The sequence below is a fragment of the Streptomyces sp. TLI_053 genome (assembly GCF_900105395.1).
GTDB lineage: Bacteria > Actinomycetota > Actinomycetes > Streptomycetales > Streptomycetaceae > Kitasatospora.
The window spans coordinates 166,797-188,616 of the sequence record NZ_LT629775.1 but is presented as its reverse complement, the minus strand read 5'-3'; the positions used below and the strand labels follow the sequence as shown (position 1 = coordinate 188,616).

9 protein-coding genes are annotated in these 21,820 nt (G+C 70.9%); 5 read left to right on the top strand and 4 right to left on the bottom strand.

The window, feature by feature from the left end; translation table 11 throughout:
• The first annotated feature begins 174 nt into the window (after positions 1-174).
• On the top strand, positions 175-1,449 hold the full coding sequence (locus BLU95_RS43190) for an HNH endonuclease signature motif containing protein (RefSeq protein ID WP_197698693.1): 1,275 nt from the start codon (positions 175-177) through the stop codon (positions 1,447-1,449).
• Between the two features lie 628 nt (positions 1,450-2,077).
• Here the strand turns inward: BLU95_RS43190 and BLU95_RS43585 are convergent.
• The 4 genes from BLU95_RS43585 to BLU95_RS00690 form a co-directional block, all read right to left on the bottom strand.
• Positions 2,078-4,048 carry a DUF3732 domain-containing protein gene (locus BLU95_RS43585; protein WP_093858164.1) on the bottom strand — a complete coding sequence of 657 codons (1,971 nt, stop codon included), beginning with the start codon at positions 4,046-4,048 and terminating at the stop codon, positions 2,078-2,080.
• Between the two features lie 4 nt (positions 4,049-4,052).
• Positions 4,053-4,532, bottom strand: a complete 480-nt coding sequence (locus BLU95_RS00700; protein ID WP_093858163.1) for a three component ABC system middle component — start codon at positions 4,530-4,532, stop codon at positions 4,053-4,055.
• Entirely contained in the window at positions 4,525-5,709 is a 1,185-nt protein-coding gene (locus BLU95_RS00695) for an ABC-three component system protein (RefSeq protein ID WP_093858162.1), read from the bottom strand. The genes BLU95_RS00700 and BLU95_RS00695 overlap by 8 nt, the downstream gene beginning before the upstream one ends.
• A gap of 1,233 nt (positions 5,710-6,942) precedes the next feature.
• Positions 6,943-9,093, bottom strand: coding sequence for a hypothetical protein (locus tag BLU95_RS00690; RefSeq protein ID WP_231978172.1), 2,151 nt, complete (start codon positions 9,091-9,093; stop codon positions 6,943-6,945).
• A gap of 378 nt (positions 9,094-9,471) precedes the next feature.
• On the opposite strand from BLU95_RS00690, the gene BLU95_RS00685 reads away from it, so the two are divergent.
• The 4 genes from BLU95_RS00685 (at position 9,472) to BLU95_RS00670 (ending at position 21,541) form a co-directional block, all read left to right on the top strand.
• On the top strand, positions 9,472-15,888 hold the full coding sequence (locus BLU95_RS00685; protein WP_159424672.1) for an ATP-binding protein: 6,417 nt from the start codon (positions 9,472-9,474) through the stop codon (positions 15,886-15,888).
• A 277-nt stretch (positions 15,889-16,165) separates the two neighbouring features.
• Complete coding sequence (locus BLU95_RS43180; protein WP_197698692.1) at positions 16,166-17,440, top strand: HNH endonuclease; 1,275 nt, start codon at positions 16,166-16,168, stop codon at positions 17,438-17,440.
• Positions 17,441-18,072: 632 nt separating this feature from the next.
• A complete protein-coding gene (locus tag BLU95_RS00675; protein ID WP_093858160.1) occupies positions 18,073-18,327 on the top strand; it encodes a hypothetical protein in 255 nt (84 codons plus the stop codon).
• A 40-nt stretch (positions 18,328-18,367) separates the two neighbouring features.
• Positions 18,368-21,541, top strand: a complete 3,174-nt coding sequence (locus BLU95_RS00670; RefSeq protein WP_093858159.1) for a hypothetical protein — start codon at positions 18,368-18,370, stop codon at positions 21,539-21,541.
• Positions 21,542-21,820 lie beyond the last annotated feature (279 nt).

Here is a 21,820-nt window from a genome sequence, read left to right as displayed (position 1 = left end):
AGCGCGAGGTGCCTCGCTTCCGCGCGGGCCGGATCAGGCTCCTTGCGAGCGGTCATGCTTCTCCGGGGCGGCCGGGAGGAGGTTCAACGTGGTCCGGGCCGGCCCGAAGTTTGTGCGTCGCCTGATCCCTCGGGGCCGTCGGCTTGCTCGTCGGGCGGATCATAGGATGTCGCGGTGATCGAGGACAGGCCCACCGATGTGGAAGAGGACGACTTCCTGGAGTTCGTCGGCGACTACACCAGTGTCTGGGCGAGCGACCGACGCAGTGTGGTCCTTCGGCGCACCCGGTGGTTCACGGTCCTCGTCTCGCTGCACCGCGGATCCCGGCCCCGGGTCACGCTCACCCTGACCGGGCCGTACTGGGCGCCCGGGGACGGGAAACGGCGGGCGGAGGTCCTGTCGGGCCTGCGCCGGGAGCAGGACGACCTGCTGGACATCCTGGGCCCGGGGTGCGAGGTGCGCTTCGACCGGCAGCGCAGCGCGGTCTCGGTGACAGCGGACGTGCCGGTGCGCTGGGAGTCGAACGGGTGCCCGCCGGCCGAGCACCTGGCGTCGCGCAGCCGCGCCCGCAAGTGGATCGTCCGCGCGGACGAGCTCCTGGTGCACGGTGCCCGGCTCGGCCTGGGACGGCGGCCCGCTGAGCCGGAGCCGGGCCGGGCTCGGACCCTGCCGCCGCGTCCGGTTCCGGCGCGGTCGGTGCCGCAGCCCCGCCTCAAGGGGGAGCCGGTGGTGGAGTGGCCCATTCCGCTCACCGCAGCCCGTGCGCAGGATTCGCCGCCGTCGCGCGAAAGTGTCGGCCGTTCCGTGCCGACACTTCCCCCGCTCCCACCGGCGGTACCCGGGCCGGCACGCGCCGAGCCGGCCCCGCCAGTGGCCGAGAGGGCCGGCAGGATCTGCCCGGTGTGCGGCGAACGGCTGACCACGCCGGGCCGTAGCCGTCACCAGCGGTGCGAGGGCCGTGCGCTCACTGTGGACGCTGCGGTGCGGCGTGCGGCTCCGCAGCCTGCGGAACCCCGGCCTGCGGCACGGGAACCCGCCACCGCGGAGGCCGTGGAGCGCTACCGGACGCTGGTGGCGGACGTGGAGCGGCGCGAGGCCGCTCTCCCCGGCCGGCGGCGTGATGCGGTGAGCCGGAACCCGGTGCGGATCCCGCAGGCCCGGGAGGCTGTACTGCTTCGTTGCCAGGGGTTCTGCGAGAACCCTGGCTGTGGTGGTCAGCCCGTCGACTGCACCGATGACGGCCGGGCGATCCTGGAGGTGGACCACGTGCGGCGGCTTGCGGAGGGTGGGCGTGACCATCCGTCGCAGATGGTTGCGCTGTGCCCCAACTGCCATGCGATGAAGGAGCGTGGCTCGTGCCGGGAGGAGCTCGTCCGGGTACTCCTGGTGGTGGCCCGTGAGGCGCACGGGCGGTGGCTACCGGGGCAGGGGGCTTGCGCCGGCCGGTAGATGTTCGGGAGAGGCTCCTCGGTGCCCGACGGGCAGGGCTGTGACGGTCGGGGCCCCGGGTGCGGTGGACGGCTCGGCCAGGGGTGTCGGCCTCGCACGGGTGGCAGCGAGAAGCCTCGCCCCGGATCACACGGCCTCGACGCCGGTGCCGGCCCCGCACTTGCGGGGACGAGCGGGCCTTGCGTCGGAGCCGGGTTGCCACACCGTGTCAGCCCTGCGCGCGCGGGGATCGCGTCTTCACGTCTGCGGCGACGGCACGGCTGTTGATGACCTCCGGGGCGCTGGCCCCGAGCCCGGCCGTGGTGGCGTGGGTGCGGGTTCGCGAGGGGGTCTCGCTTACCGCTTGCGCACCGTGATCGAATCGGCCGCCGGGAGTTCATGACAGCGGGTCGGTCATGACCGTTTCCCCCGGTGCTCTCGAGCCGCCTTCCTTCAGACGCCCGCAGCGATCTCTTCCAGCAAGGTCCTGGGCATTCGGTTCACGATCCGCCTGTCAGCCGGCCGGATGCTCACGGAGGCAAGGCCAGGGCGGCCACCCTCCTTCCCCTGTCTGGTGCTCTGTGCGTCGTGGCGGCAGGGGCGCCGGCAGTGGAGGAGCCCGGTGCCGCGGAGGCGGGATTCACACGGGTCAGGCACCGGCGGAGTGCTGGTCGATCCAGGTCTGGGGGATGAGGGCTTCGCCGTCGCGCCAGTTGTAGCGGACGCAGTCCTGGAACCAGGGGTCGGGGAGGTTGGCGTGGTCGCTGACGATCATCTGGAAGCCGGGGGAGAGGCTGGTGGTGACCTGATGCATGAGTTCGAAGAGCCGTTTGACGGTTTCTCGGTCCTCGTCGAGGGTGATGTCTTCGAGGCGACCGCTTCGTTTGGCCATGTCGGAGGGGTAGTAGGGCTGGGTCGGCTGGTCGAGCATCAGGAACCGCGGGACGGGCCGTTGGTTGGCGACCAGGTACTGGTGCAGGGCGAGGTGGGCGGCGATGTGGTAGCCGACCCAGTTCTTGCCGCTGCCGATCCGCAACAGTTCCGTCGGGCCCTGTGGGGTGTCCGCGACGACGGTCAGTCTCTTCACATCGAGGCGCACCAGGCGGTCGCCGTGTTCGAGGCGCAGGTGGCGGGCGTGACTGGTCAGCTTGCCGCTGATGTAGCTGAGGCTGTGGATGAGGCGGTCCTCGGCGTCGTCGCCGTCGAGTTGGGCTTCGAGTCCGGTGACGACGCGTTGGGCGATCGCGACGTCGGCTTCCAGGCGCTGCAGGTCGCCGCCGGGGCCGGCCGCGTCGATCTGAGAGAGGTAGGCGTCGATGCGGCCGCGAGTGTAGGCCTGGGTCTCGGAGTGGGCGAGGAGTCCGGCGTGGCGTGAGCGTTCCTCGGCGATGACGCTCAGCGCGCCTTCGACGCCGCGCAGCTGCTGGCGGATCTCCGCGGCCTGGAGGTCCAGTTCCCGCAGGGCGTGCTCGCGGCGCGGGCGTGCGGCGTGGACCGCGTCCAGTTGCCGGGTGAGGTCGCCCAGGGTGGCATGCATGTCGGTGACGGTCGGATCGGGCTCGTCCAGCACCGACCCACACACCGGGCACGATTCCTCGCCGGGGAATGCGTCGGGGACGAGGTGGAGCGCGGACAGGCGGGACATACCGCGGCCGACCGCGCTGGTATAGCCGCTCTCCTGGGCCTGGAGGTCGGTCAGGAGCTTACGTTCCTCGGCGATGACCCGTAGCTGGCGCCTCAGAGTGCCGGCCTGCTGGCCGAGTTCCAGTTCCCGGCCCCGCTGTGTCTCGTCGTCGGTGACGCGCCGGCTCTGGAAGGACGCCGCACGCCGCAAAGCGCCGGTGATCGCGGCCCGGTCGTTGCCGAGTGCTTCGCCGTCGTCGACGAGCCCGTGCACGCCGGCCTCGGCCAGCAGGGACCGCAGGCGCGTCTCGACGTCACGGTTGAGGTCCTGCGCGCTCCTCAGTTCGCCCTGGGCCCGGCGCAGAGCCCGGCGGGCCTGGAGGAGTTCCTGCTGTCGGGCGGCCTGGTCCTCGGGGACGGCACCCAGGAAGTAGGGCAGGGTCGCCTTGAGCGCGGAGCGGATGGCTGCGTCGTCGTTCTGCCGGTGGAACAGGCCCCGCTTGGAGCCCACTTCGTCCTGGTTCTGCAGGCAGAGCAGGGCGGCGTGGCCGAGGTTGGCGCTCAGGGGGGAGGCGAGGCTGCCGGGTGCGGTCCCGCTGAGGGGATCGCCGATGCCGATCCTGCGGCCCAACTGCTGGCGGATCTGCGTGGAGTCGGCGTTGACCCGCAGGTCGGCCAGCTCCGGCGGCTCGAGGTCGGCCCCGATCTCCAGCATGCCGTTGGTGACGGACCTGGCGCCCCTGCGCGGTGCGGGCCGTGCGACGAGGGCGCGCGTGTCCTGGAGCTGGAAGATGACCGCGTACCAGGCGACCGTGGCGGTGATCGGGCCGACCGGCAGTGTCACCTCGTCCCGGCCCAGGCAGAAGTCCACGATGTCCAGCAGGGCGCTCTTGCCGGTCTGGGAGGTGCCCGTGACGATGTTCAGTTCGCCGAGCCGGAATTCCAGGACGCGCTTCTCGCCGCTCTTGCTGTAAAGGATGATCGACCGCAGCTGCACGCGCCTAGGGTCTCATGCCCAGCAAGGCGAAGACCGTCGAAGGGCTGTCGGTGCGGGTCATCCACCTGCCGGCCAGAGCGGCGGCCCGCAACAGCTCGCCCAACTCGTCTTCCGACCTGCCGGGGCCGCCGAGAAGGCCCCGCACCGCGCCCTGCTCCACGGCGAGCATGCGGTGGCGGACACCGAACCGCATACCCTCACGGATCGACGGAAGCAGCGAGGCCGTCCGCGCGGGCAGCCCCGCCACCAACACGGGATGGTCACTGACCCACGACGACAGATGCGTGCGCACCGAGCCCGGCAGCGCCTGACGGGTGGGCCGGTGCAGGACGAGCGGCGCCACCACGAAACTCAGCGGCCACACCATCAGCCGGCCGCCGCTCTCACGCTCGTAGGCCCGCGCGGCACAGGACTGCACCGCGGCGAGCAGTGCCGGATTCAAGAACGCGGAGCCGGCCTGCGACCGGTCGCCCCAGCTAGGCACGGGCAGCCCGGGTCAGAGCCGCGACCCGGTCCACAAAGTCCGGATGCCAGCCGATCCGCCCGCGATCGGCCAGCTCATGGCACTTGCCCCGCCCGAAGAACGCCTCGCCGTAGCGCTCGCGGACCTGGTACCTCGTCTGGTCCAAGGTCTTCCTCAACAACTCCCGGCCAGCCCGCTCCCGCTGCGCGTCACTGGCGTCCTCACCCAGATCGTCGAGCATCCAGTCGAACTCACGCTCCCACTCATCGGACAGGTTCCCCTCGAACCGCGCGAGCTCGTCCAGACCGACCAGGTCGTCCTCCAGCCACTCCACCGTCTGCGTGTACGCGCGGTAGTAGTCCACCATCGCCTTGTTCAGCTGCCGGGCAGCGCCCACCCACCGCAGCTGGTGCGCGAAGCACGCGTCCGCGAGATCCTCCTCGGCCCGGGCGGGAAAGTCCTCCCGGCCGACCAGTGTCGGCAGCCGGTCCGCAGTGTAGTCGTCCCTGATCCGGCTCACGGCGGCCATCAACCGGTCCACCGACACACTTGTGCGGCGCTTCTGCAGCATCTCCACCGTCTGCTCGTACCACCACGCCCACAGCTGCCGCATGAACGGATTCTCATGCCCCTGCGGCAGCCCAGCCCGCAGCCTCGCACGGACCGCCCTGTCCACGTCGTCGATGGTCGGGGAACCGTCGATCACCCGCATCCGCCGCACGAACACCGCCCGCTCGGCAACCGGCAGCCCCAGGAACCTCTCCCGCGCCCCCCGGGTTGCCTTCGCGTCGGAGCCCTGCGCCGCAGCCGTCAGCAGATCCAACGCCGCCACGGGATCGCGCCCCGGAAGACGCAGCGCCGCCATCGCACTACCCGCCCGCGCCCGCTGAGTGGTCACCAGCGTCAACCACGGCCCGCACGCATCACCCGGATCATGAGTGTCCATCCACGACCGGACGGTCCGCCAGACATCGTCGTCCATGTCCCCCAGCAACCGCACACCCCGGATGTGGTGCTTCACCTGCAAGAGATCGACCGGCCGCCCGCCCTCCTCCCACGCGACATCATCGTGCAGCTCCAAGCTGATTGCCCCGTCCGGACGCTCCTCGGCGCCGCGCAACAACTCGAGCAGGGCCAGCTGCGCCTGGAACAGGTAGCCCAGAGCTGACGAGGAAGCCTCGTGTGTGGAGGATGCCATTTTCCCAGTCTCCCGATCCTCTGTCCGCCGTGTCCAGGAGGCATTAAATCGAACATGTGAATCAATATGCAGGTTAGTGGCTCGCGAGGGTACCGCTCTCGCTTTCCGGGAACTCCGCATGCTCTGGTCGTACCAGTTGGCGCCTCCTGTGCTGGCACCAAGCGGAGCCGTGCCTCCGGCGCGGCCGAGGAGATCGGGTCCGAAGGACACGGCCTGCGACAACTGGGCATACCGGCGACCCGCAGGAAGCCTCTGAGGGCTTGGGAAGGAGGAGGCCCGGGCCCCGTTCCCATCGGGCCGAGCGCCCCCGAGCGTGCAGGGACGGGCCGGACGGGGGCTTGAAGGCGTCGGTCTGCTGCTGCTCAGCATGCGCGCGGCGACGATGTCGGCAGGCACCCGACACAGGCATGGCCGCGTGCCGACTCCAAGTTCTGCGGAAGGGTGAGGACTCGTTCCACCGGCGGACCCGGTTCCCCGCGCTGTCGGCCCTGCGTACGAAGGGACGGCCTGACGAGACGTCTGAACATGAACAGATACGCGGGGGTGTCGGCCCTGCATCGCGTATGCAGGGCTGACACGGGCGATCAGACCCCCGAGCTGTGGAAGGCACCCTCGTCCCGCGCGCCCGGGGGCGAGGAGAGGCGCACCGAGTATGTGGACCGGGCCGAGGTGTCAGCCCTGCGTGCGCGGGGACGGTCCGTAGCAGGCCTCGGGCTTCCCGGTGACACCGGTGTCAGCCCTGCGTGCGCGGGGACGGTTGGCGGGGGTAGCGGGTCCGTGCGGCCCGGATGGTGTCAGCCCTGCATACGCGAGGACCTTCCGTGTGAGGGGGCGAGACTTTTCATCATCGGACGGTGGAGGCGCAGGCAGTGTCATCCCTGCACGCGCAGGGACGGTACGGAGGCGATCGACAGCAAGCTCCTGGCGCCGGTGTCAGCCCTGCGTGCGCGGGGACGGTGGGGCCAGGCCGAGCCGGTCCTCCTCGGGGAAGGAATCAGCCCGCGTGCGCGGGACGGCACTACCTGTCCCGTGACTTTAGCTGCCCACGACGCTGTTGTGTGCCGACTCGGCGGATTGTCGGGCGTAGGGCGGACCAGGACGGGCGGATCGGGGGTCGGCGCAGTGGATCTGTCGATGATGGCAGCGGTCAGGGGTGCCCGCGGGTAGAGGTGGTGCCGTCCCGGTCGTTGGGCCTGTTCCAGAGGTTTCTGTAGGTGCGGAGCTCGTCCGCTGTCAGTTCGGGGTCGCCTGTGACCGCGGACAGGGTGGTGTCCCAGTCCCGGAAGCCGTCGGTGCGGGGAGTGAGGAGGACACCGATGTGAGGTTCGCGAGGTCCGTGTGCTCGCCGCGTTCGTGATGCCGGAGCCGGAGCCATGCGGAGAACGCGGCGCGCGTGGTGTCGGTCAGGGCGGAGCATACGGCGAAGCCGAGCTGGTCCTCGCCGGGCCCGGCCATGAACGTTCGCATCCACCACGCCGTGGTGCCTTCCGCGGCCTCGGGGGCCGCGGCCAGAGCGTCGAGGAGACGGCGGCCCAGTTCCGTGCGGTGCCCGACCGGCAGGCTGTCGAGGGAAGCCAGGACCTCCTGCAGGGTCTCCTGCTCCTCGGGGGCGATCGGGCTGGTGGCGACATCCTCGAGCATGAGGCGCACCATGGTGTGGGCCTCGTCGTCGTCGCTGCCGGCCGGGGCCGCGGGCAGCAGCGGAATGCTGCGTGTCTGTGCGCCGCGTGGCGCCCATGACGGTTCCACCGGTCCCGGGGGAGCGTCGGCGTCGGCGGCGGCCAGTTCGTAGTAGCGTTCCGGCTCGCCGCCGAGGACGGGCGTCGAGGTGGCGACGCGGTGGAGGTAGGCGACCACCGCGTGGGTGGAACGCAGCTGGTCGAACAGGAACTCCCAGTCCCGGCGCAGCAGGGCGATCACGGGCGTTGCGCCGTCCTGTGCGGGGACGTCCAGCTCTTGTGGGGGGTCGGGGTGCTCGATGACGGTGACGCCGACCCAGGCGATGGCCGGACTGTCGATGTCGAGACCGGTACCCCGCCCGCTGACCATCCGGGCGCCCTGGGCCTTGAGCCGGCGTGCGCTGCCCTGGATCTGCTTTCCCGCCGAGACCAGCTGTTTGAGGACCCAGGACCTCTCGCGTTCGGCAGTACCGGGCTCGCCTTCGCGTGCCTTGACCTGAACGATGACGCCCCGGCCGCCGACCACGAGCAGTCCGTCGCTGATCTCCCGCACCCCGCGTCCTTTGCGTTCCACGCTCGGTGACATCACGAAGTCGGGCAGTCCCCAGGTCGCTGCGGCGTCGGTGACGGCCGTCTCCGCGGCGCTGCCCCGCCGGTCATGGTGGCGCAGAGGCGTGGCGTGCGGGACGGCCCGCTCGTACACCCCGTGGGGCGTGCTCACCATCAGGGTGAGCGTGTCGCTGTCCTGGACCCGTCCCAGACCGATGCCCGACGAGGCAAGGGCCGCGAGCTCGTCGGCCGACCAGTGCCTCGAGGACCGTGTGGCGTCGATCCAGGTGTCCGAACGGTCGGCAGGGTCGGGGGGCAGTACGCGTCGGCTGCCCGGGACCTGGCTGGAGAGCCAGGCGAACGAGAGCGCGAACCGGGTCACCGTCTCGATCGCGAGTGTCTGCCTCCCATCGAAAGTGTCCTCGGTGTCGAGTGGGGCGAACCCTTCGGTGAAGCACAGGTCGACGTAGGTGCCTGCCTGCGTGCTCACGGCGACACCCGGGTGGTAGGAGCTCAGCCGGTAGCGCGCCAGGACGCGTTCCTCGTCCCCGAGCGGACCGGGCTCCGCGGCCTCCAGCCACTCGACCACGGCGGGCGCTTCGGCATGGACCTGCGGCTCGACGGGAGTCGCCCACACGCCCACCGTCGCGCCCGCATCCAGAGCCGCCTCCCACTCCAGCAGGTGGGCCAGGCCCCGGCGGATCCCGTCGACGACCTCGTCGCCCGTTTGTCCGTGGAAGGGCTGGCAGTCCCGGACCATCGCCACGTGCGAGCGCAAGGTCCCGTCCATGCACGACTCCGCCAGCAACGCCCGGAGCCCCTCCGGCGAATCGGCGACCGGGAAGAACCGGGGCATTTCCGGCCTGCGCGGACGGCGCTGCACACTGAACGCCTCGACCGACTCCTCCACCAGCGCATCCAGGCACGCCCACAGCTCTACGACACATCGGCGGAACAGCCTGGTCAGTTCAGCCTGCGCCCCGGGCGGCCACGCCACCCTCGCACCGATGACGCCGGATCCATCGGCATCCGTGACCACACCCTCCTCGACAAGCCCGTCCTCAAGAAGCCGGCCCCACAACACCGCCATCGCCGCCTTGGCCTGCCGCGCATCCTGCAGATGCTGCCACGCGCGGGGATAGTGCTCTCTGATCACAGGGTCGACCGTAGCGCCGGGCACTGTCACTGCCCGCTACTCGGGTCCGGTCGGCGGACTGCGCTCGTCGGCGGGCGGGCCACCTGCAGCATCCCGGGTTCTCGACAACACGGGCCGCCCCGACAGGGGTGACCTGTCGGAAGGGACCGCTACCGTACGCACGACCGAGCGCCCGGCCGGTTCGCCCGCCGGTGCCCGGCCTGGTGTCCTCACCGACTGCCGCAGCCCGGGCGGCTGCAGCGTGCCCGAAGAGCATGGCGGCCGGGGAACAGACCGGGGCACGCCACGCAGACCGCGTCTCGGTGACAGGCTCTCCAGCAGGGCTGCGGCCGGGCGCAGCGCTTGTCCGCCACGGCGCGCAGAACCAGCTGCAGCTGCTTGTCGGCCGCCTGCCGCTGTCACAGGTTCGTCACGTCTCCACCAGACGGGTGCCCGACCGGAGACAATGGCGACGACATGGGCGATCTCACTGCCGCGCACCGCGGGTACGAGTACCAGGACCTGATGGAGGCGTGCCGTGTCGTCGACATGCTCCTCGGCGGGATCAGCGCGGTCCATGTCGACGAGAAGCTGGTGGACGACGACCGCTTCGACGACCTCACCGTCATCAACGAGGACGGGTCCCGTGAACGGACCCAGTTCAAACACTCGGACGACGACGGTCCTCTCGGCTACGCCACGTTCACGACCGACAAGCGTGATCTGAGGCTGGACCGCCTCGTGGCGGCTGCCGTCGCCGACAGGGACGGCCCCGGGGCTGATGCCAGCACGCACCGGCTGCGCATCGTGGTGCGCGACGCGCCACCGGACGATGCCGTACTGAGCGCGGTCATGGTGCCCGCCCGCCCTTCCGACAGGCCGTTCCTGGCGGGGATGAACACCACGCTGCTGCGGTTCGACGCCGAGGCCCTGTGGCGAGGGTTCGAGCTTCCCGCGCAGGGCCGGCGCAGGGCGGGCGACGTCCTCGGGTTCCTGACCGGCGGTGACACAGCCGTGTCCAAAGAGGACCTGGAATGGCTGTGCGAGCACCTGGTGGTGGAAGTCGGCGCACCGGCCATGACGATGGACCTCCAGCAACCTGGCCCGGCCGAGCAGCTTCTCCTCCAACGTGTACAGGGCGAGCTCGGCGCGGGGATCTACCCCAACGAGGGGCGTTCGCCGGTGGACGTCGCCGAGGCGCTGATCCGCGCGGTCCGCTCCGCCCGGCAACGCGGCACCAAGGTGACGCCGCGCGAGCTGCTGCGCCATGCCCAGTTGCGCAGCGACCTCGGCGCCGTCGTGCGAAAGAACCCTGTCGACCGCGCCCTGGAAGTGGCCCGGCCCGCCACGGTCGGCGTCCTTGCGGAAGCGGCCGCGACGGCGGCAGCCGACGGGGGAGTCCTGCTGGTCACAGGTCCTCCGGGACAGGGCAAGTCGTGGGCGTGCCAGCAACTGGTCGACCAACTCACCGGCGACGGATGGCTGGTCGCCGAGCACTACTGCTACCTCGGCGACGCCGATGGCGACCAGTTGACCCGGGTGGTCACCGAAACGGTCTTCGGGAGTCTGCTGGGCCGGCTGGCCGAGGCGGAGCCCGAACTCGTCCAGGAGCAGCGCCCGCGTTTCGCCGCCGACGCGCAAGCGCTGACCACGGCGGTGGACACCGCTCTGCGCAAGGACCCCGCCCGGCGCGTGGCGCTCGTCGTGGACGGACTGGACCATGTCACCCGCGTCCAAGGAGGAAGGACCAGGAGAGCCGATCCGTCCCTGGCCCTCGCCGCCGTCCTCGGCGCGCTGCCGCTTCCGCCCGGCAGTGCCCTCATCGTGCTCAGCCAGCCCGGAAGCCACCTTGCCCCCCTCCACGACACGGGTGCGGCTTCCGTTGCCGTGCCGCCGCTGACCGCGCACGAGTGCCGCGCCGTGGCGCGGCGGCTCGAACTCGTCCCGGCGGCGGACGACGATCGCACCGAACCGCTCCTGACCGACGACCGCGACGTGACCGACTTCCTGGACGCGCTGCTGGAACGCTCGGGCGGCAACGCCCTGTACACGACGTACCTCTGCCGCGAGGTCGCCCTCCGGCCGGAGACGATCACGAGAGCCGCCGCAGTGGTGCGGGCGCTCCCCGCCTACCAGGGATCGTTGGAGGGCTACTACGACCACCTCCACGACACCCTCGGCGCGGAAGCCGACATCGTCGCGGACATCATCGCCCTGCTCGGCGTGTCCGTCACCCGCGAGGAGCTCGGGCAGATCGTCCCGGACCGGGCGCACAGGATCGACGGCGCGCTGAAAGTGCTGGCCCCAGTGCTCTGTGCGACGGCCGGACCCGGAGAAATCCGCGTCTACCACGAGTCGTTCGCCCGCTACCTGCGCCTGGGCTACGACAACGACCCCGAGGCCCTGGAATCGACTCTGGCGCTGATCGCCACCTGGCTGACCGGGAAGGGACTGTTCGACGACTCGCGGGCCTTCCGCCGCCTCCTGCAGATCCTCGCCGAAGCGGGACGCGACGCGGAAGTGCTCGACCACATCGGGCGGGACTTCGTCACCCGCGCCGTCGCCACCGCCCACCCGGCCTCGGCGATCAGGGACAACCTGGCCACCGGCGTGCGCTGCGCCGCCAGGACGGCGAACTGGCCCCTCGTCGCGCGCTGTGTCGAACTGGCCAGGGCCGCGCAGACGTACGAGTTCGAGCGCTTCGAGTCGGACCTGGTGGAATTCGCCGACGTGCCGATCGCCTTGATGGGGGCTCAGACGCTGGCGGATCGGCTCCTGCACGACGGGCGGACCGTCATGCCCGCCCGGGCAGGTCTGCAGATGTGCGCCGTCCTCGACGAGGCAGGCGCCGTGGCACCCTGGCACGCGTACATGACGGCACACGACCACGAGGCGGAATCGGACCACACCTCCTACGGGGCGCAGTCCGACCGGGCCGTCGAACTGGCCTACCTGCGCGGCCGGCTGCGCCTGTCGGCGACCGACCACGGGACAGGGGAGGAAGCGCGCGAGGACGGGCCCGGCCGGCCGGTGTCGCTGGACCGCGTCGCCGAGTGGCTCGACGAACGGGGTGACCAGGCAGCGGCCGACGCCGTCGTGAAGATACTCCTCGACACGGTCGGGATCGAGGCCGTCACCGACCTGGTGCCGCGCCTTGGGACCGGCGGCCCGGTATGCCTCTCGCTCGCCGAGCAGATCGCCGCAGGTGCGGTACCGGGAGTGGCGGGCAGCACCGCGCACTGGGCGCGGAAGGCCGCTGGCCTGGGCTACGTGCCGGGAACGGCGCACCGGCTCATCGCACTGGGGGTCGCCGCCGCCGACCTCGCCGCAGGCCCTGCGGCAGACGAAACCGCGACGGCCCGTGACACCCTGTTCTCCCTCACCCGCGACGTCCAGGACGAACAGGTCCGGTGGAGCCCCATGCTCGCGGCCAGGTGGCTCGACGCACTGGCGGTCACCGCACGGACCGACCCCATCGCCCTGGACGCGGCACCGGCTCTCATCCAGGGACCCGGCTGGTACCCCTGCTGGCTGCGGTTCGCGATCGCCCTCGCCCGCGCCGAAGCCGCCGAAGCACCCACCCGTTCCGGCCTGGCCACCGAAGCCATCGGGCTCCTGACCGCAGACCTCAGCCGCGACACCGGCAAACCGCGCGCCTGCGACCTCTACCCGATCCATCCGCTCATCGAAGACTCGGTACGCCGGGCGGCCGCCCTCGTGTCCGACCAGGACTGGCCCCAGGCCTGGAAGACCCTCATCCACGTCAGCCGGGAAATCAGCGTCAGCCTGCGCGGCGAGATGGGCGGACCGCTGCCGGCCGACACGCTCCTGACGATCGCCGTCGAGCACACCACGCCCGCACGGCGGGCCGGCGTGGACGAAGCCGTCCGCAACGAGCTCCTCCAACAGGCCGGCGGACGCTTCTACGGCGATCTCGCCCGCTACCGCCTCATCCACGCGCGCCACGCCCTCACCACCGACGACCCCGCCGGGGCCGAGGAACTCTGGCTCGCGGCCTGCGGCTTCCTGGTGGCCTACGGCTGGCGCAAGGACATCACCGTCTACGAGGTCCTTGATCCGCTGCCCGCCCTGGTCGCCGCCGACCCGGCCCGGGGCCGGACCAGGGTGGCGCGCATCCAGCCGCTGTGCGAACGCCTCGTCCTCCACACCGACGGCAAGGAGACCAACGCCGCCCGCCCGCGATGGTGGAACGTCCTCGCCGCAGCAGACCCCGCGGCCCTCGCCGATCTCGCCGCCACCGGCCTGCTCAGCGACTGCAACGGCCCGAACCCCCTCCTCCACGGCGCCCGAAAAGCCCTCTGGGACGCATGGAACGACACCGCCGACCCGGTCATGGCAACCGCCCTGCGCCTCACCCTCGACACCCCGCTCCGCCAAGGCGACGCCGCACTCCTGGACCGGCTCGCCCGGACCATCGACCCCTCCACGCCCGACGGCGTTCCACAACTGCTGCGCCTCGCACTGAGCAGGGCCGACGAGCGACAGGCCCACCGCGACTCCTCCACCGACCACACCGAGCCGGACGAAGCGCAACTGGTCGCGGAACTCAACGCCGTCGCCGAACGCATCGGCGCCCCGCACCTCGCCCCTCTGCCCGAACCACCGGCCGCCGACGAACCCCACAACCACCGCACCGCACCCGCCCCCACGCAGCCGGCCACGGTCCCGACCTCTCCCGCCGCCCCGCCGCCCGCGCCCTCCGAACCGGTCGGCCTGATCCGGGTGCTGCGCGCATGGCACCTGAGCCCGTACACGGCCGACACACCGCAACACACCCTCGAACAGATGACAGACCTTGTCGGTGACGGCCTCCTCGACCTCGCCACCCGAGGACAGACCGACGAGGCCGCACAAGTCCTGCGCGCCATCGCCGGCCCCTTCGACTTCCGCGACGGCCCCCTCCTGCTGCGCCACCTCGCGGACAAGCTCCACCAGAACGGCCACGACGCTCTCGCCGCCGAAGCCTACGCACTGACCTGGGTACGCACCCGCGGGCACGGCGGATGGCTGAACTTCGGAGGCGAGACAGCCCTCGACGCCCTTCGCACGGCCTCCCAACTCGACCCCGCCCTCACCCACCGCGTCATCACCGAGGAAGTGGAAGCAGTGGTCGGCGCCGGCCGGTACGGGACCCACGGCATCACCCAGGCACTGATCTTCGCCTTCGCCCACCAAGCCCTCGGCCTACCCCCGAACGACTCCCTCGACGTGGCCTTCGCCCTCTGGGACGAAGCCGCAACGGTCATCGAGAACAGAGCACCCCGCGTCCACGACAGCGACGACCCCCAGCACCCCTACCGCGCCCCCGACAACGACAACGGCACCCCCGCACCCGGCAATCTCGACCGCGCCTTCGCGACCGCGACACTGGCGGCGCTCGCCCACGCCGACCGGGAAGGCAAACGCCGCGCGATGGTCGCGACACGGGCCCTGACAACACTGCGCCCCGAAGCCACAGCACCCGCCGTCGCCCTCGCGCTCAAGCAACTCTCCGACCCGGCAACCCTGATGTGGCTACTGTGCCTCCTCCACGAACAGGGACCGGCGGCCCAACGCGTCGTCGACCACTGCCAGCACGCACTCGAAGCACTGGCCCAAGGACCGCTGCTCACCGTCCGAGCTCTCGCCCGCCGACTACTCACCAATGCGGCAGGCCTGCCCATGGGACCCTCCGACCCGGCCGCACTGAACCCGCCGATCCTCCTGCGGACCTCCACCGCACCGGAAGACAGCCAGAAAGACCGCTTCGTGCGAGGGATGGTCGCAGAGGTGGCACGCGTACGGCTGAACAAAGCCGAGCAGCTGCAACCCGGGCTGATCCGAGCGGTCCTCACCGAGGCCCGCCGTCAACTCGACACCGAGCGCATCATCGAGCGGAACAAGACCCAGCTCCGCGCCAACCGCAGTGCCGACGAGGACGAGCTGCCGGACGCCTACCTCGCCCTCGAGGAAGCCATCGAAAAGGCGATCCAGACGGTGGCAGCCGGCAGCCGCGCGCACAGGGTCTCGCACGGCACGGGTGCGAGCGATCCGACCGATTGGGAGGACCAACTGGCCACCGTGCTGACAGACGACCCCCGCATCCCGCTGGCCTTCGAAGAAGCACGCTGGCCGCGCCCCGACCTTCCTCTTCCACCCGGCCCGGACAACCCGTCCGACCAAAACACCCCGGCGGCCCGAACAACCACCGAGACCACCTCCGTGCGGCCACTGGCACAAGCCGCCGCCCTCACCGGACAGAACCTCCCGGACTGGCGCATCCTTGCTTCCGCGGAGCAACGCAGGTTCCTGTCACCGCAGACCAGGACGACCGGCCTGACCGTCGTGACCCTCTCAGGCCCGGAAGTGACGGACACCGGGAATCAGCAAGGCAGCGCCGCCCCCTTCCTCCTGAACGGAGACCTCGAGGAGTGGACCCGACCCTCGGGGCAACACCCCGACGCTGACCTCCCGCCGGGAACCCCACTCCTCGGCCTCGACCGAAACATGGCCGCCACCGCAGACGCCGCCCAAGGCCTGGGCCTGCCCGGCTTCGCACTGACACCCACCCCATGGCTGCGCGCCGCGCTGCGCCTGACACCCGGAGCACCGCTGACACTGGACGACGACCGCGGTCCGGCCCTACGGCTCATCTGCTGGCGCACCGAGTACGAGCACATCGCCTACTGCCTGCCGTGGCCACGGACGACTGGCTGCGCAGTTGCAATCCGCCCCGATCTCCTGGACGTCTTGTCCGAACGAATGTCCGCGCCGATCGTCATCCGAGACTTCGTCATGCAATCGGGAGCGGACTGAGACGAGAAGAACGAGACACTGCAGTTGGAAGGACAGAGAGGCTGGGATAGGGCCAGCACTCCCTCCGTGGTGTGCTGCCAATGGAGGGCTGATGCGTGGAGCGCGAGGTGCCTCGCTTTCGCCCGGGCCGGATCAGTCCCCTTGCGAGCGGTCATGCTTCTCCGGGCCGATCGGCCGGGTGAGGTCCCACGTGGTCCGGGCGGGGCCGGAGACTGTGCGTCGCCGCAGCCACGTGGGGCCGTCGGCTTGCTCGTCGGGCGGATCGTAGGATGTCGCGGTGATCGAGGACAGGCCCACCGATGTGGAAGCGGACGACTTCCTGGAGTTTGTCGGCGCCTACACCAGTGCCTGGGCGAGCGACCGACGCAGTGTGGTCCTTCGGCGCACCCGGTGGTTCACGGTCCTCGTCTCGCTGCACCGCGGATCCCGCCCCCGGGTCACGCTCACCCTGACCGGGCCGTACTGGGCGCCCGGGGACGGGAAACGGCGAGCGGAGGTCCTGTCGGGCCTGCGCCGAGAGCAGGACGACCTGCTGGACATCCTGGGCCCGGAGTGCGAGGTGCGCTTCGACCGGCAGCGCAGCGCGGTCTCGGTGACAGCGGACGTACCGGTGCGCTGGGAGTCGAACGGGTGCCCGCCGACCGAGCACCTGGCGTCGCGCAGCCGCGCCCGCAAGTGGATCGTCCGCGCGGACGAGCTCCTGGTGCACGGTGCCCGGCTCGGCCTGGGACGGCGGCCCCCTGAGCCGGAGCCGGGCCGGACTCGGACCCTGCCGCCGCGTCCGGTTCCAGCGCGGTCGGTGCCGCAGCCCCGCCTCAAGGGGGAGTCGGTGGTGGAGTGGCCCATTCCGCTCACCGCAGCCCGCGCGCAGAATGCGCCGCCGTCACGCGAAAGTGTCGGCCCTTCCGCGCCGACACTTCCCCCGCTCCCACCGGCGGTACCCGGGCCGGCACGCGCCGAGCCGGCCCCGCCAGTGGCCGAGAGGGCCGGCAGGATCTGCCCGGTGTGCGGCGAACGGCTGACCACGCCGGGCCGCAGCCGTCACCAGCGGTGCGAGGGCCGTGCGCTCACTGTGGACGCTGCGGTGCGGCGTGCGGCTCCGCAGCCTGCGGAACGCCGGCCCGCGGCACGCGAACCCGCCACCGCGGAGGCCGTGGAGCGCTACCGGACACTGGTGGGCGACGTGGACCGGCGCGAGGCCGCTCTCCCCGGCCGGCGCCGGGAAGCGGTGAGCCGGAACCCAGTACGGATCCCGCAGGCCCGGGAGGCTGTACTGCTCCGTTGCCAGGGGTTCTGCGAGAACCCTGGCTGCGGCGGTCAGCCCGTCGACTGCACCGACGACGGCCGGGCGATCCTGGAGGTGGACCACGTGCGGCGGCTTGCGGAGGGCGGGCGTGACCATCCTTCGCAGATGGTTGCGCTGTGCCCCAACTGCCATGCGATGAAGGAGCGTGGCTCGCGCCGGGAGGAACTGGTCCGGGCGCTCCTGGTGGTGGCCCGTGAGGCGCACGGGCGATGGCTACCGGGCCAGGGGGCTCGCGGCGGACGGTAGATGTTCGGGCGAGGCCGCTCCCCGGTGCCCGACGGGCAGGGCTGTCACGGTCGAGGTCCCGGGTGCCGTGGACGGCCCGGCCATAAGTGCGGCCTCGCACGGGTGGCAACGAGAAGCCTCGCCCCGCACCACACGGCCTCGACGCCGGTGCCGTCCCCGCAGCTGCGGGGACGGCACCGGCTCCATCCACGTCGGCCACTCGTCCGGGGTGTCAGCCCTGCGTGCGCAGGGACGGTTTCAACCCGCCCTACTCCTACCGAGTCGCCGAGGTGTCAGCCCTGCGTGTGCGGGGACGGTACCGCCCATGCGGTACTGATCAGGGTGCAGAGGGTGTCAGCCCGGCGTGCGCGGGGACGGTGCCGTGCCCGGGCTGCTGGGCTCCGACTCCGCGGTGTCAGCCCGGCGTGTGCGGGGACGGTACTTCCTGACCTGTGACTTTAGCTGTCCAAGGCGCTGTTCTGTGCACGTTTGGCGGGTTGAGCTTATAGCGGTACGGGTTGGCAGGAGCGGGGTGAGATCGGGGTGGGCGGGTTGAGGGTCGACATGGCTGCGAGTGGCTGACCGGTCGCAGGGCCGGGTGCGAACGGTCAAGCTTCACCGGGGACGGGCGCACGACATGCGGTGAGATCACGATGACCGAGGAATTCGTTGTGCGCCGGTCGGCGCAGGACTTTCCACCGATGGATCACCGCGTGGGCCGGTGGATGCAGTCTGACTGGGGTCCGGGCCGAGAGCACATGGCCCGGGGCAGGGGGCTGCGGCAGGCGTCGCTGTTCGGCGCTCGGACTTTCGCGGTGACCGACACCGAGGAGAGCGTAACGGTCGACCGGTCGAAGGACACGGGGGAGCCGGTGTCATCGGACGACTTGTCTGTCGGCGGTTGGTGATAGTGATGGATGCGCGGCACCAGCGGAGCAGGAGAGCAGAATGGCAGACGAGCGAGACGATCCGGAGCAGGTACGCCTGAGCGCGCTTGTGAGCCGGCGCCAGTCCGGTTCCCTTCCACCGCCCATGGCCGCGGCCATCCTTCCGTGCGGGGATCTCGCACCACCGGTTTTTGAACGCCTGGTCGGTGAGACGATGTGGCTGGTGGACGGGATGAACGACATCCGGGGCTACGGGCGTTCCGGTCAGGACCAAGGCGGTCTCGACCTGATCGGCCGCAAGGACGGAAGCACACACGTCTACCAGGTTCGAAGGATCCGCTCCTTGAGTGCCACCGCGTTGCGTAAGGCGGTGGCCGACTTCGCAGGCCCGGCACGGACGAGAACCCCCCAGCCGCAGTGGACGCAGCGGCGATTCGAAGCAGTCCGCTTCGTCCTGGCCGTGGGCTGCAAGGTCGACGACACCGCGGTCGAGAACGAACTCGTCGCCCTGCAGGAGGAGTACGAGGGCGATCTGCGGATCGACCTCTACGACGCCGGCGCGTTGACCCGCTTCCTGCGGGAGCGGCCGAGTGTCGTGGGCGGGGTGTTCGGCCCGCAGTGGGCCATGGCCCTTTACGGCCTCGAGCTGCCCGCCCCGCCCGTGTTGCCGAGCGGCTACGCCCTGCTCAACGATCCTCTGGAACACCTGGGGCTCTCACCTGCCCTGGCAAGAGCCGAGACGATGGCCATTGCCGACCCGCTCGAGGCAGCGGTGCTGATAGCAGATCTGGTAGAGATCCTTCTGCAGGAGAACTACCGGGCCCACGCCGAGGTGTTCCGCGTCCGCCGAAGGGAACTGCTCGAGGAAGCGGGCGAGCCCGACGAGGCCCTGGCCCTCTCGGCGGGCATCCTGATGGACCGCCATGACGACGGACTGCGAGCACAGGACGAACTCGTCCACGCCGAGCGCCTCGCCCGTGCCTGCACAGGAGCCCAGACACATCTCTACACCGCACTGCGGGCCCTCGACGACTGGTACGTCCACGGGTACGACCTGGAACCTGTCGTCAGCGCCGTCACCGCGATCGTGCACGCCGACCTGCCGCTGGCGGGCCGAATCCTGCTCGCGGTCGCCGAGCAGGTCGTGGTGGACGACGACCCGCTGGACAACCCGCAGGACCTGCAGGCCCTGCTGGATGCCGTCGCAGGCTCCCAACCGGCCGATATCCGCATACGGATGCAATGCTGCTCGGCGGACCTCACCATCCGCGCAGGTACACAACCCGGCCAGGCCTACGCCGACCTGGCCAGCCGGGCACTCGGCGGACGCATCCCCGAGCGGTTCGCGTCCCTGGTACTCATGCGCCAGGGACGCGCACTGGCCATGGCGGACGAGGGACCCGACGCCCTCGAGGCATACCGCCGAGCCGTCCTGGCGGCCATACGCGCGGGCCTGGGAGCGGACGCCCGCTGCGCCCTGCGGTCCATCTCGATGCTCTCCCACCAGTTCTCGTTCGGCGTGAGCGGCTTCGACCAGTCCGTCAAGGCCCTGCAGGGGGCCCGCACGATCGGATCCCGTGAGCAGGGAATCATCCACGGAGTGATCGACCCGGTGGTCGGCGCGCTGGAGGAACTGGTTGACAACCGCCCGCGCGGGGCTGTCCGTATGGCTCGCCGCTGGCTCTGGAAGGAGCGGCTCGGCGGAGCCCTGATGGATGAGAAGATCGCCCGCAGGCGGCTGGGCGAGGCTTGGGAGCTCGCCGAACTGCCTCGGCACGCCGTGGGGCAGTACGTTCTCGCCGGAGAGCGGGAGAAGGCCGTCGCCGCCGCCACGAAAGCAGAGGAGTTTCTCGGTTCCGGCCGCTTCCTCGAGGTCGGGGCCCGCTGGGTGAGAGCAGCGGCGGCAGCCGTCCTCGAAGCACAGGGCGACTTGGTCCCCGACGACGAGGTCGACACCCTCGCCCATGCTCTGGCCGACATCGTCCTGGCCGGTCCGCCCGACGGGCCGTCGGCAAGCGACCCCGTCGGGCACGCAACCGGTGCGCTGGCCGCGCTCGGCCACCGACTCCCGCAGACCGTCGCCACCCGCATCCTGCCGACCGTCCTGACCTGGTTGCCCAGAGAACCCCAGCACTACCGGTACACCGATCAGTCGATGCTCATGTTCCTGTCGGCCTGCACCGAAGCCCGCCTCACCGAGGCAGGCCAAGCAGTCGACGCACTCTGGGAAGCCGTGAAACTCGACATCCACCGGGCAGAGGCGCACCTGGCCGCCGTCACCGTGCACCACGACCGCATCGAACAGGAACTGCGCCAACACGCCGGTGACGGCAACCTCAACGCCGCAATCGTCCTGGCGAGCTGGCACATCGACGACCCCGCAGTGGAGAACACTGCACGAGAACTCGCCGCGCACGTCCTCGCCGAACCCGTGGGAACACCCCGCAACGGCTACGAGATCGGTGACGGCCCCGCCCTGTGCGCGGCACTCCTGGCCGCAGCCACCGCAGGCAACAGCACCCGTGACACGCAAACCGCCGCCCTCGGACAACTACGGATCGACGTCGCACACCACCTGCTGTCCTGGGCACAGGACCACCTCGACACCGCGGACCGGCGCACCACCGCGCTGCGGGCACTGGCCCAACTGGCCTCCACCCTGCCGCGCACGACCCGCACCGCCATGGTCGACGCCCTGATCGCCGTCCACGACCACCCGGGCAGCCACACCCTGGACGACTTCGAACAGCGCTCCCGACACCCCCTGAGCACCTTCACCATGACCACCGACGCCCAGAACCTGCGGGCGGCAGCACTCCACGCAGCCGCCGAATGCGCCACGACTCCCGAACAGGCTGCAACCGTCGAACGCCTCACCCTCGCCCATGCCAGTGGCCACCAGGACAACACCGGAACAACCCGCCTCTGCGCCCAGACCCTGCGCACCACCGACCTGCTCGCACCGGTCCCGCTCCACCTCGTAGCCGCGCACCGGGCGGCCCCCCTTCGCCAGTGCGCGGTCATCTGCTGGGCCCGCCGGCCCCATGAAGCTCCCGACCTCGCGCAGGTCTTCGCCCAGGACGCGAACACCGCTGTCAGGGTCAACCTGGCACACGTGCTGAGCCACTTCCCGCTCACTCAACAGGAACCGTACGGCCCGGTCCTCGACCTCCTGCGAGAAGACCGCAGCGCCCGGGTGCGGCAGGCAGCGACCGGCCTGCTTCCGAGTCAGTGACGAGCGGAGCCGCTGCTGCGCTCTCTGCCCGGCAGCGGGATACGAGAGCCCTGGCCGGGTGTGAAACACCCCGGTCAGGGAGGCCGTACTGCTGCGCTGCCGGGAGCCCTGCACGAGCCCTGACTGCGGCTGCCAGCCCGCCGAGCGCACCGATGACGACCGGGCGATCCTGGCGGCGAAGCGCATGCGGGGACGGCTCGGCGCAGGTCAGATGCCGGCGCGGTGTCGGTCGATCCAGGACCCGGGGGATGAGGGCTTCGCCGTCGCGCCAGCTGTAGC